We start from the raw sequence: 12,664 nt of genomic DNA, 5'->3' as shown, positions 1-12,664 counted from the left end.
AACTAACTTATGAAAAGTTCACGACGGAATAAATTAACAGTTTTTGTACTCTTCCTTGTTTTAGGATGTAATGTTTCTTTCTCACAAAATCCACATGCTTACTTTTATGAAAATGAATTTGGTCTTTCGCTACCGGTTTCTACCGACTGGTCTATGGACATAGGGGCAGGATATCGCGGGCTGTTACAAGAGAGATCATTGGGAAAAAAGATTGAGAGTTACCAGAGTGAACATATAGAATTAAATCATTTTACCGATTTTAAAGCCAATCCGTCTTTGGTCCTTAGCCTGGGCCTGAGGTATCGGTTCAGGGAGCTGTTTAATCCTTCTGCAATAGACGAGTTCAGGATCATTGAACAGGTGAAGATCCAACCTGCCAATTCTACCCTACCCCTATCCCACAGGTTTCGCGTAGAACAGCGGTTTAGGGAGCATACCATCCACAGGGTGAGATATCAACTGGGATTTTCGCAACCTGTTGGCAAAGGATTCTCTTTTAAAGCTGCAACAGAAGCCTTATATGCTGTTTCTGCTAATCTTAAACCCGAAGCGGAACAACGATTTTCACTTGGAGTTGAAAACAGCTCTTTACAAGACCTTGAACTGGGGTTATCCCTAGAATATCGACTTGGAAATTATGCACTGGACCCGGCCCATGAATTTTTTGTAGTGACAGGCGTGTCTCTTTCCCTCTAGATTCAAAATTTCTTTCTTGCTTTAAAGGTGTTGCTGGAATATTTCAATATTTTGAACCTGGGTTGCAAAAGGAATTTAATTTACACCTTCTTTATCCAGAATCAATTAATTTCATTAACGGGAAACAGGATAATCTGTAAATTGCCTATGTAACAGACAATCTTTCCAGGATGAAAGGTTGATTTGACCCAACATAAAACCTGAGGTAGAGTTTGATTAATCTAAATCGGTTAGTTGCTTCTTCCGGTTTTAAAAAAAAGATTTTGTGATGACCGGTGATAAGAAAACAGAGGAGGAAGAAATAAAAAAGATTCTGGAAGATGAGAAGGTAAAAAAAGCCCTTTTGGAGACGGACAGGTCTAAGAAAAGTTCTCCTCAAGAGCAAAAAGGAGTATTCTTTCTTATTGGATACACGGTACTTGTTCTTCTTATTGCAGGACTAATTTTTTATTTACTGGAATCCCGCACCCTTCCCATCTCCACGGAATATATCCCGCTGGTAAAAAAACTGGTCTTAGGCACCATGTTGATCACTACGGTTCTTTTTTTGAACCGCCTCCTCCGAAAGATATTAAGAAGAAAAATAGACGACAAGGCCAGTGCCTATAATTTTAAAAGCCTCATCAATTTTATAAGCTTTGTTCTTATAGTGTTGATCGCCATTTCATTGATCTTTTCGAATTGGTATGCGACATTAGTCTCTTTTGGAGTTGTTTCTTTAATTCTTGGTTTAGCTTTGCAAAATCCTCTCACAAGTCTTTTTGGCTGGCTTTACCTGCTGCTCCGGAAGCCGTATGAGGTTGGGGACAGAATTAAGATTGGAACTGTCTATGGAGATGTAATGAGTGTTGGATACTTCGACACTACGCTGTGGGAATTCAGGGGGGATTATCTATCGGGAGATCACCCTAGTGGCAGGATAATAAAATTTGCCAATTCCCGAATCTTTAGTGAATATGTAATCAATTATTCCTGGCCGCTTTTTCCATTTATTTGGAACGAAGTAAAGTTTTATGTCTCTTATGATAGCGATTTTGATTTTATATCCGGTCTGGTAACAGATATAGCCGAAAAGGAAGTAGGGGAAGCTATGATGAGACGGGTTAAAAGATTAAAAACAATTCTTGCCGATTCTATGATTCAGGAGCTTGAAATAAAGGAGAGGCCTTCAGTAATCTTCACCGCAAATAACAATACCTGGATCGAAGTAACGGTAAGATTTCTGGTGCAGCCAAAAAACTCGGGTCCAACAAAATCATTGTTATTTACCCATATCATGAAGGAATTAAAAAAACATCCCGAAAAGGTCATTTTTCCAAATTCCAATAGATAACAACTTTTCTAAAGGAAATTACTGAAAGTTAATTTCAGTAAAAAAAGGACTCTTTATTCTTTATTTTCTGAATTGTCTGAAGTTCCGGGATTTTTAACCTCTTCTGAATCCTCCTGTCCAAAAGAAAGGATTCCCATTCTTTTTGCCCTCTCTTCCCATTTTTTCCTGGCAAGCTTCTGCATATCCTCAACACTGTCACTCTCATCCATGATCTCCAGTCCCAGAAGAGTCTCAATAATATCTTCCATGGTAACCAATCCAATAGTGTTTCCGAATTCATCCACAACCATAGCAATATGAATTCTCTTCTTGATAAAGTTGTCAAAGAGAACAGGAATGGGAACATCCCCGGTTATGGCGGGAAGATCCCTTTGAAGGGAGCTGAGAGGTTCCGGACCTTTCTCATCTATCATTTCTTCCAGCAGGTCATCTTTTAAAATAAACCCGGAAATGTTATTTGGAGAATCTTTATAAACGGGTATTCGCGAAAATTTTAAATTTCGGTTGGCATGAAAAAAATCTTCTATTGTCATTTCTTCATCTTCTATTTTGGCTACAGAAAAAGGAGTCATCACATCCTTGGCCTGAATAGATTTAAAAATTAAAAGATTTTTGATAATTGTAGTCTCATTTTCCTCAAAGACTCCTTCCTCACCCGCAACATCTGCTATCGCAATAAATTCTTCCCTGCTCATCGTACTTACATGGGCAGATTTACCTATCGCTTTGGTTGTAAGCATCATTAACCATAAGATGCCGGTGTACTTTAGAGGAAAGATAAGGAGCCTTAAAGATGTTGCCGTGAATTTACCCAAACTCTGCCAATAAGTTGCCCCAATAGTTTTTGGAATAATTTCCGAAAGCACAAGAATAGCTAATGTCATAATTACAGATACTATCATAACAGCATTTGTTCCATCCCCGAATGCTTTTTCTGCCTGCACCCCAACCATTATAGCTCCCACTGTATGCGCAATTGTATTTACAGTGAGAATGGCTATTAAAGGTTTATCAATATCTTTTTTAAATTCGGCAAGAGTGTCTGCAAACCCATTCCCCTCCTGTTTATTTATTTTAATAAAAGAAGGCGTAAAGCTCAACAAAGCCGCCTCAAGAATTGAACATAAAAAGGAAAAGAAAATGGATAAAACAGCATAAAGAATTAGTAATTCCATATTAAAGTTGATTTCTTCTAAATTTACTGATTAATAAGAAGTTATTTGTTAAGGTAGAAATAAATGGTATTTAATCTACAGAATTGTGGGGATCATCTTTTAAAAGCTGATATTTTTTCTGCCTTGCTTTCCAGCGATCCATTGCGTATTGTTGCATGTCTTCCACACGGTCCTTTTCGTCTACAATTTCGAATCCCAACAGAGTTTCAATAATATCCTCCAAGGTTAAAATTCCGTCCATCCCGCCATACTCATCAATAACAAGAGAGATCTGTTCTTTTCGATGCAATAACTCTTCCCAAACCTTAAACAGAGTTTGGGTTTCGGGAAAGGTGGAAATGTTTCTTTTTATATCTTTTAATTTCAGGTGAAATTGATCTTCAGCCAGTTTTTCAAAAACCAGCTCTCTAAACACATAACCTGTGACGTTGTCCCGACTTTCATGATAGACCGGAATCCGTGAAAAGTGCAAAAACTCTTTATTTATAAGAAATTCCTGGAGCGTCATTTCCTCGTTGGCAACTACCACTACTATTCTGGGGGTCATTATTTCTGATATACGAATTGACTTCAACCGGATTAGATTCTGAATGATCTTATTTTCTTTATCGGCAAAGATCCCCTCTTCTGTCCCTATGGATGCCAGGGCAGAAATTTCTTCCCTGCTGGTAGTTAACTCTTTATTCTTTCTGGCCAAAAATCGTGTTAGAAACATTGACATAATGACCAATGGATAAGTCAGGACGATCATTCCCCGTACAATGGTAGTTGTAAAGGTCATAAGTTCTCTACTGTAATTGGCACCCAAGGTTTTTGGTATAATTTCGGTTAAAACCAAAATTAGAATGGTAAGAACAGCCGAAACGATACCAAAAGATGCTTCCCCAAAAACAATTGTCGCCTGGGCACCCACTCCCGCGGCACCAACAGTATGAGCCACAGTATTTAAGGATAGAATGGCAGAAAGTGGTTTATCGACATCCTCTTTTAATATCAAAAACTTTTCGGCACTTTTACTTCCTTGTTCTCTTTTAGCCTTAGCGTATGAAATTGGAGTGGAAAGTAAAACTGCCTCAACAATTGAACAGAGAAACGACGTAAATAAGGCAATAAACAAATAAGTGAATAGAAGAGCCATTATAATGTTCTTAAGATAAATTGATTACTTAAAAAACTTTTTGGCTCTAAAAAATGCCCGGAAACATTGTGTTCAATGAAAGAAAAAAAGAAACTAAGTTGTTGCAGTATACAGCTACAACTATCGGGGTCGGGGTCGGTATCCATTTTAAATTTTTTTTTCTTGGGTGGTTTTCTTTTTAATTAAAAAGAATAACCTTTCAAGTTGAGACCTCATCTATGAAGTAGATTTTTTTATTTTCCACACTCCATTAATTTCAGTCCATATTCCTGGCAAATATCCAACAAAAATTGTTCCGCAGAAAATAAATTTTATTTTGTTGGGGGGACGTAATAACATTTAAAGGAAAAAGGAAAATGAAGTAATTTTACCGGTTAAGATTGTCGAGAATTTCCTTCTACCTGTCTTGGTATCTCACATGTAGTAACTTCATTGGAGTTATAAAAGAACTCGCAGAAACCCCTTTTTGACACCTTATTAAAACTAACTATTAATTTTCAAAATCTTCCGGCCATCTTCTCCTGCACGAATTTTTCTTTATCTTTTCTCTCCTAAACCCACTAACATGAGTTTTGTCCATATTGTTACTATTTTAGGCATGATCCCATTGTTCTCCATGAGAACTTTTCTTCCGGCATTTCTGGCAGCCCTTTTTTTAAGGTATCCTGAATATTTTCCCGGTATGGGAAATATTATATCACCTGCTGAAGATACTTTCATTACTAAGGATTGGGTTCTGTTTACGTTGGGTGGGTTAAGTTTCGTGGAGATCGTAGGAGATAAAAGTACCGAAATCAGGAATTTTTTAAAAGATGCCGAAACTTACCTTAAGCCGCTAATTTTTTTCATCATAAACCTCGACATCCTTGATGAAGCCTCTGTGGAAGTGCTTCAGGAAGTGCAATGGGCTGCTTTTGATCCCCTCTGGATCCTTCTGCTTTTCGGAACCCTCGCGGTGCACTGGCTTGCCGGCTTAAGAAGGGATTTTATCACCTTTTTAGAAGACATAGACGAGGACGATAACTTTTACATCAGTAAAATAAGCAGTTGGCTCGAAGACAGCCTGGTCCTGTTCGGATTTTTGCTGCTTATCTGGCTCGGAATCTTAATGGTTGTGGTTTATGCGCTGGGAATAGCTTTTTTTGTTCTCCTGAAGAAAAGAACCGAACGAAAACTGGAACAGCAAAAACAGGCGTGTCCTAATTGTGGAGAAATGAACCTGCCCTTCGCAGTAAAATGCCACAACTGCAAAACTCCGCAGCCAGAAGTTCATCAGATCGGGATTTTTGGCCAACGGAAAAAGGAGCTAATCTCTAATCTGGAGAAACACCGGCTCCACCTTGCTTCCCATCGCAAATGTCCCGATTGCGGAAACAAACTGAAAAGCACAAAATTATTTCAGAAATGCGAACTCTGCGGCTCCACCTTATTCGATTCTCCAACTCCAAAAGATTTTATTAGTTACCAGGACAAAAGATTTTACAAACTCACAGGCGTTTCATTTCTGCTGGGGTTCATCCCTATTATTGGATTTGTCATAAGTGCAGTGCTGGCGAATGTCTACCTCTTCTCTCCCTATCGCCGGTATGTTCCCAAAGGAAAATCTTTTCTCACAAAGATCTTTATCAAATTCCTGACTTTTCTCTTCTTTATCTTCGGAATAGCATTAGGTTTCATTGCCGCCCCCGTTTACATCATTTTAAGATACTTTATCTGGAAACGCCGGTTTGTTCAAAGTAGTTCAATCTGATTTTCATCCAATTTTCTTCTGAAGAAATGTAACAGCAACGCTAATCTCCAAGGTTACAAATGATTAATACCTGAATTGTTTGCAAGGACAAAGATTAAAAAACCGACTTGGGGAAATGCTCATTTTCCCTTATCTTAAGGTGCTAAATTTATTAGGTATAAACTTAATTCAAAAATTCAAATGAAAAGATCCTTTACATTACTCATGTTCCTTGTTTGCCATGTCGCTTTTGCGCAGGAAAACGTGTTAACGCCACAAGATGTTGCAAAAATGGAATATATCACTAACGCCCTTATCTCTCAGAGCGGGGAAAGAGTTGTCTATCAACATCTCAAACCCATGCCGCCTACGGAAGAAAACGCACCGGCTAATATTCATCTCTACGTTTATGATAAATCGACCAATGCTACCATGCCTTTTATTACAGCCTACAGCGTTTCAAATGTAAAATTCAGGCCGGGGCACAACAGCCTCACCTTCACCGCCAGAAAAGGAGAGGACAAATTCGCCTCCCTGTATGAAATAGGAATGAATGGCGGAGAAGCTCAAAAGTTGTACGAATTTGATAATTCTATTACCTCTTATGACTGGAACCCAAATGGCAGTACCATGGTTTTCATTTCCCATGAGACTGAAGAAGACCGGGATTCAGAGCTACCCTATGAACCTGAGATTTACGAAGAAGATATCCGAAGCTCCACTGCTTATTTAGTAGACCTGAACAGCCCTTCTCCCCGCTCTCTGCAGGTGCAGGGACACGTTACGGGAGCACATTGGAGCAAGGATGGAAGCAAGATTGCCGTAACTGCAGCTCCTTCCTCTTTGGTAGATGATTTCTACACCGGACAAAAGATCTATATAGTTGATGCAAATTCCCTGAATGTTACCGCACAAATAGATCACAAAGCCAAATTAGGTCCCATAAAATGGAGTCCCGACGGAAACAGGATTGCGTTCATTGCGGGAGAAGATCAACATGACCCGATTGACGGTAGGATTTTTATTGCTGAAGCATCCGGTGGAAGTCCCGAAATCCTACAGGCCCATTTCCTCGGAAAATTTGAAGATCTCGTATGGAAAGATAACAAAACCCTCACCTATCTCGCAAGCGAAGGAGTTTACAGCAGTATAGGTACTTTAGGTCTGGATGGAAAAATGAAAAAGATGTACAGGAATGACAATATCAGTATCACAGGCTTCTCTGTTGCCGATAATGGTGAAATAGCCTTTGTTGGAAACACGGCACAACACCCCGGGGAACTTTTTATGTTAGATCGAAAAGCCTCCTCTGCAACTCGTGTTACTAATTCCAATCCCTGGTTAGATCAGGAAAAATTAGGAAAACAGGAAGTGATCACCTACAAAGCTGCCGACGGAATGGAAATCGAGGGAATCCTGATTCATCCTGTATCAAAAACCGGAAAAACACCTCTTATCACTGTAGTTCACGGTGGACCCGAAGCCCACTATGACAATGGCTGGCTTACTTCTTACAGTATGCCTGGACAAATGGGAGCCGGTGAGGGTTATGCAGTTTTCTATCCTAATTACCGCGGAAGTACAGGTCGCGGAGTTGAGTTTGCCAAGTCCAGCCAGGGAGATCCCGGGGGGAAAGAATTTGATGATATTATTGACGGAGTAGATTATCTTATAGAAAACCAGGACGTAGACAGAGACAGGGTTGGAGTGACCGGAGGATCCTATGGAGGTTATGCTACTGCCTGGATGGCCACCCGCCATACCGAACGGTTTGCTGCCGGAGTAATGTCTGTAGGTATAAGCAATAACCTATCAAAATGGGGAACAAGTGATATTCCCGAAGAAATGTTCCTGGTGCACAGCCGTAAAAGGATTTGGGATGATTACCAGTTCTTCCTGGAAAGAAGCCCAATCTACTATGCAGATCAGTCTGAAACTCCGCTTTTGATACTTCATGGGAAGGAAGATACCCGTGTAGATCCCGGGCAGTCATATGAGCTGTATCGCCACATAAAAACCAGAACAGATAACCCGGTAAGACTAATTCTATATCCCGGAGAAGGCCACGGAAACAGGAAGTCGACCGCCAGGTATGATTATAGCATTCGCATGATGCGCTGGTTCAATACTTTCCTGCAAGAGGGAAGCAACGAAATGCCCGAAACGGATATAAATTTTGGTTCCAGATAAAAATCAGAATTCCCTTTAAGAAAAAGAGCCCTTAAGATTGAATTTTAAGGGTTCTTTTTTTCTTTTCCATATATAATGATTACAGTAGCAACAGGCAAACAAGGATTTTACTCCTTCTTCCCTTTTAAAAAGGGCACTTTAGAAAGGCATTTCCGTCATTCCTATAGAGACTGCTGATGATTCCTGAAAACAATTTCCCGCAGGTGTTTTTCGTTTCAGCTATATCTGGAGTTTCCTGCTCATTTCCCGCAAAAGCCTCAAAAATTGTTAAAGAACACCGCAATGTTTATAGTTGACAGTAACTTTTACTGCCCTCTGTCCACTTTTCACTTCTTTGGATAATTGTTCATTGCTAATTGTATTCTGAAAAAGGCGGTCTGTTTCCAGATCGCCTTTTTATTATTGCCTGTGCTTTATTTTAATTCTTTAAATCAAAACGGTCAAGGTTCATAACCTTATCCCAGGCCTTTACAAAGTCTTTAACGAACTTCTCTTTTGAGTCATTCTGCGCATAGACTTCAGAAAGGGCACGAAGCTCTGAGTTGGAACCAAAAATCAGATCAACCCTGGTGCCGGTCCATTTTACCTCATCAGTATTACGGTCTCGCCCTTCAAAGATGTTCTGAGCATCGCTTTGGGCTTTCCAGGTAGTAGTCATATCCATTAAATTCACAAAGAAATCATTGGTAAGCTGTCCCGGGCGCTTTGTAAATACTCCGTGGTTAGAACCATCATAATTTGCTCCCATTGCACGCATTCCGCCTACGAGAACTGTCATTTCGGGAGGTGTGAGAGACAGCAATTGCGCCCTGTCTACCAGCATCTCCTCTGCCGAGGTTCCGATATGTTCACTTTTCTTCACATAATTGCGAAAACCGTCTCCTCGCGGCTCAAGCGGCTCAAAAGCTTCGGCATCTGTCTGCTCCTGGAGGGCATCCATTCTTCCGGGGGCGAAGGGAACACCAACATCATAACCGGCATCTTTCGCAGCTTTTTTAACAGCAAGATTTCCACCTAAAACAATAAGATCTGCCATGGATATTTTCTTGTTACCTTTTTGGGCACCATTGAATTCCTCCTGTATCTCCTCAAGTTTGGTCAAAACTTTTTGAAGTTTCGGCGGATTGTTCACTTCCCAGTGTCTTTGTGGCTCCAGGCGAAGACGCGCCCCATTAGCTCCTCCTCGTTTATCGGAGTTTCTAAAAGTTGATGCCGAAGCCCAGGCGGTAGTCACCAATTGTGAAACTGTTAATCCTGAATCAAAGATCTTCTTCTCCAGCTTAGAGATGTCATCACGATCAACTAAATCGTGATCTACTGCCGGAATAGGGTCTTGCCAAAGGAGTTCTTCTGAAGGTACTTCAGGTCCCAGATATCGGGATATAGGTCCCATATCACGGTGAGTTAATTTGTACCAGGCCCTTGAAAAGGCATCTGCAAACTCATCGGGATTTTCATGAAAGTGTTTAGATATTTTGTAGTATTCGGGATCTTCCCGAAGAGCAATATCAGAGGTTAACATAAATGGAGCATGCTTCTTATTTGGATCATGAGCATCGGGAAAAGTCCCCTCTCCTGCGCCATCTTTTGGCTTCCACTGCCAGGCACCACCGGGACCTTTGTGACATTCCCATTCAAAACCGAAGAGATTATCAAAGAAACCATTACTCCATTTAGTAGGCGTGTTAGTCCATGCTCCTTCGAGTCCGCTGGTAATGGTACTACCGGCATTTCCGGTACCAAATTTATTCTTCCAGCCCAGCCCCATTTCGGTGATATCTGCCCCTGCCGGTTCTGCACCTACATGTTCCACAGGATCTGCCGCTCCATGGGTTTTTCCGAAGGTATGCCCCCCGGCGATAAGCGCCACAGTCTCATAATCATTCATAGCCATACGGCCGAAGGTCTCACGAATGTCCTTTGCAGAACCCAGGGGATCTGGATTTCCATTAGGACCTTCGGGATTCACATAGATAAGGCCCATGTGGGAAGCTGCAAGGGGTTGTTCCAGTTCGTTATTGTTAGCATAACGTTCTTTGTTGCCTACCCATTCCCCTTCAGAACCCCAGTAGATATCTTCTTCAGGCTCCCATATATCTTCACGGCCACCTGCAAAACCAAAAGGTTCTAATCCCATTGACTCAAGGGCTACGTTCCCTGTAAGGATCATAAGATCGGCCCAGGAGATCTTTCTTCCGTATTTCTGCTTAATTGGCCACAGCAGAAGCCGTGCTTTATCAAGGTTGGCATTATCGGGCCAGCTGTTTAGAGGTGCATATCTTTGAGAACCGGAACTTGCTCCTCCACGGCCGTCGCTTATGCGGTAAGTACCGGCACTGTGCCAGGCCATCCTGATAAAAAGTCCGCCGTAGTGCCCATAATCTGCCGGCCACCAGTCCTGGGAATCGGTCATAAGCTCGTGAAGATCTTTTTTTACTGCCGCCAGATCCAGACTTTTGAATTCTTCGGAATAATTAAAATCCTCATCCATAGGATCGGAGAGGTTGGAGTGCTGTCGCAAAATGCGGAGGTTCAACATATTTGGCCACCAGTCACGGATTGAAGTTCCGCTTCCGGCAGTTTTGTCAACTGCCCCGCCAAGGAAAGGGCATCTGCTGGATTCGTTTACTTCCCAGGCCTTGTGAGTGCCGGGAGAATTTCGATGTTCGTTGTCTGCCATTGTAATTATGTTTTGGTTAATGAATCACTATAAAAATACAATAATTAATACTTATTAGTTTTACCTGCTTATAGTAAAAACTGATACTTCAGGAGAAAAGAATTTATAGTTCAATAGAAAATAAGTTTAACAGGTTAATTTCCGAAGCACCTAAAAAATAGAAAACCCAAGTTGCCCAGAAAACCCATAGTATATCTGTATCATCTTTTCAATAAAATTCAGGACACAACTGATCCAAACAAAACTGTTATAATTATTTTGTTTAAATAAAAAGTTAATTATATAAACAATATGACTAAGATGCTTATCTTTAATCTATTATAAACCTAAAAATTTTAAAAATGAAAAATTGCACAACCCTGAGTGTAAAGCGTAGCAGATCGCTCCTTCACCTCTTTTTTTTGACCGTTCTTTCAATTTTTCTCCTTTCCTGTGAAAAGGAAGAAATGGAACTACCTGAGCAGAATGTAGCAACGGCTGATGCTACCTTTCTTGAAAATGCTGATCTTTTTGCGGCAGTGAAAAAAGGCGCCCCGGCACCGGGAGATGATCCTATTGCAGTAATTGCCATAGAAGGTGGCTTTAATGAGTTGGTAGCCGCATTGAGTTATGTTGACCAGGAACTGCAGGCAGGACTGGTAGACCTGTTCCTAAACGGAACCGACCAGTACACGGTTTTTGCACCTACAGATGAGGCGTTTTTTGAACTTTATGAAAACCTTGAAGAGGTAGATGAAATTACAGATCTTCCTGCCCCACTCGTATTGGACGTACTACTATATCATGTTACGGAAGGCCGAAGGGCTGCAAACAGCGTAGTGCCGCCGAAAAACTATCGTACCATAGAAACCTTGTTGGGAGAAAGTTTTAATGTGGATCCTCAAGGTAAGATCACAGCTATAGGTGCTACTGCCAAGATTACAAGTGCGAATATTTCTGCTTCAAACGGAATTATCCACGTAATTGACGAAGTGCTTTTACCCATTCAATAAAATATAGATACGATTTTATTAACGGCTATCAACTTTGATAGCCGTTTTTTTGGGAATTATAAGTAAGAGCGAATTATCAAAAAATACAGGCTTTGCCAGCTGTTTTCAATACCGCAACACACCCCGGGAGTGAAATTGGAACATAGGCTAAGTATTGGAAGTAAAAGAACATCTTAAAGCGGCCCACTCGGTTATTCAGGTTTTTTTATAACCTTTCAAAAATGGCATTTTTCAAAATCTTTCCGGATGAAGATTAGCTTTTGCCCAGATATTGTTCTTCTTTAAAATCATCATGTTCATAGAATTGCTCCCTGTCATGAACCTGTGCATTTTTATCAGGTTCATTCTCTGAAAAAACATCCCGAATGGTCTGTTCATCCCTGCTGGTTAGGGATTCGACCCCTTTGTACTCCGGGAGTCGATTTAATTGCTGCAGGCTCACAGCAGGAAGAATGATCCTTTTGTCTGCTTTATTAAGTCTGGCCCTTCCTACCGGAACCAGAACCCGAATATGCTTTTCCAGCATGCCGTCCTTCAAATTCGTGATGAGATATCTCGCTCTTTTAGCTTCCCTGTCAAAAAGCAGGTCCTTTACCACCCCTATTTTCTTTCCTGCATCATCAATAATGTTCCAGTGCATCACATTGGGCTCATCACTGGAAATGTCATACCAGTGTTTATGCTCCAGTTCTTCCAGATGTCCGGTTTTTCGATTTTCTTCCATTTTCTGC

At 40.9% G+C, this 12,664-nt stretch carries 9 protein-coding genes; 5 read left to right on the top strand and 4 right to left on the bottom strand.

Features of this window, described 5'->3' with window-relative positions; translation table 11 throughout:
- Positions 1-9: 9 nt before the first annotated feature.
- Positions 10-696, top strand: coding sequence for a DUF2490 domain-containing protein (locus H148_RS0115605; protein ID WP_029035634.1), 687 nt, complete (start codon positions 10-12; stop codon positions 694-696).
- A gap of 268 nt (positions 697-964) precedes the next feature.
- Positions 965-2,029, top strand: a complete 1,065-nt coding sequence (locus tag H148_RS0115600) for a mechanosensitive ion channel family protein (RefSeq protein WP_029035633.1) — start codon at positions 965-967, stop codon at positions 2,027-2,029.
- A 53-nt stretch (positions 2,030-2,082) separates the two neighbouring features.
- Here H148_RS0115600 and H148_RS0115595 read toward each other — a convergent pair whose 3' ends face one another.
- Positions 2,083-3,204: a CNNM domain-containing protein gene (locus H148_RS0115595; protein ID WP_029035632.1), complete on the bottom strand. Its 1,122-nt coding sequence runs from the start codon at positions 3,202-3,204 to the stop codon at positions 2,083-2,085.
- 70 nt (positions 3,205-3,274) lie between these two features.
- Positions 3,275-4,342 carry a CNNM domain-containing protein gene (locus H148_RS0115590; RefSeq protein WP_029035631.1) on the bottom strand — a complete coding sequence of 356 codons (1,068 nt, stop codon included), beginning with the start codon at positions 4,340-4,342 and terminating at the stop codon, positions 3,275-3,277.
- Positions 4,343-4,907: 565 nt separating this feature from the next.
- Here H148_RS0115590 and H148_RS0115575 point away from each other — a divergent pair.
- Both H148_RS0115575 and H148_RS0115570 read left to right on the top strand, forming a co-directional pair.
- A complete protein-coding gene (locus tag H148_RS0115575) occupies positions 4,908-6,092 on the top strand; it encodes a DUF4126 domain-containing protein (protein WP_156877275.1) in 1,185 nt (394 codons plus the stop codon).
- A gap of 180 nt (positions 6,093-6,272) precedes the next feature.
- Positions 6,273-8,261, top strand: a complete 1,989-nt coding sequence (locus tag H148_RS0115570) for a S9 family peptidase (RefSeq protein ID WP_037325454.1) — start codon at positions 6,273-6,275, stop codon at positions 8,259-8,261.
- Between the two features lie 418 nt (positions 8,262-8,679).
- Here H148_RS0115570 and katG read toward each other — a convergent pair whose 3' ends face one another.
- The gene (katG, locus tag H148_RS0115565) at positions 8,680-10,941 is read right to left on the bottom strand and encodes a catalase/peroxidase HPI (RefSeq protein ID WP_029035628.1); all 2,262 of its coding nucleotides are present in this window, start codon (positions 10,939-10,941) and stop codon (positions 8,680-8,682) included.
- A 341-nt stretch (positions 10,942-11,282) separates the two neighbouring features.
- On the opposite strand from katG, the gene H148_RS0115560 reads away from it, so the two are divergent.
- Positions 11,283-11,933, top strand: a complete 651-nt coding sequence (locus H148_RS0115560) for a fasciclin domain-containing protein (RefSeq protein ID WP_051286540.1) — start codon at positions 11,283-11,285, stop codon at positions 11,931-11,933.
- Positions 11,934-12,186: 253 nt separating this feature from the next.
- Here the strand turns inward: H148_RS0115560 and H148_RS0115555 are convergent, their stop codons facing one another.
- Entirely contained in the window at positions 12,187-12,657 is a 471-nt protein-coding gene (locus H148_RS0115555) for a PRC-barrel domain-containing protein (protein WP_169578586.1), read from the bottom strand.
- Positions 12,658-12,664 lie beyond the last annotated feature (7 nt).

The sequence above is a fragment of the Salinimicrobium terrae DSM 17865 genome, from assembly GCF_000424665.1.
Lineage (GTDB): Bacteria > Bacteroidota > Bacteroidia > Flavobacteriales > Flavobacteriaceae > Salinimicrobium > Salinimicrobium terrae.
Note: the sequence above shows the minus strand (reverse complement) of the source record. Positions and strands in the feature narration are given on the sequence as shown.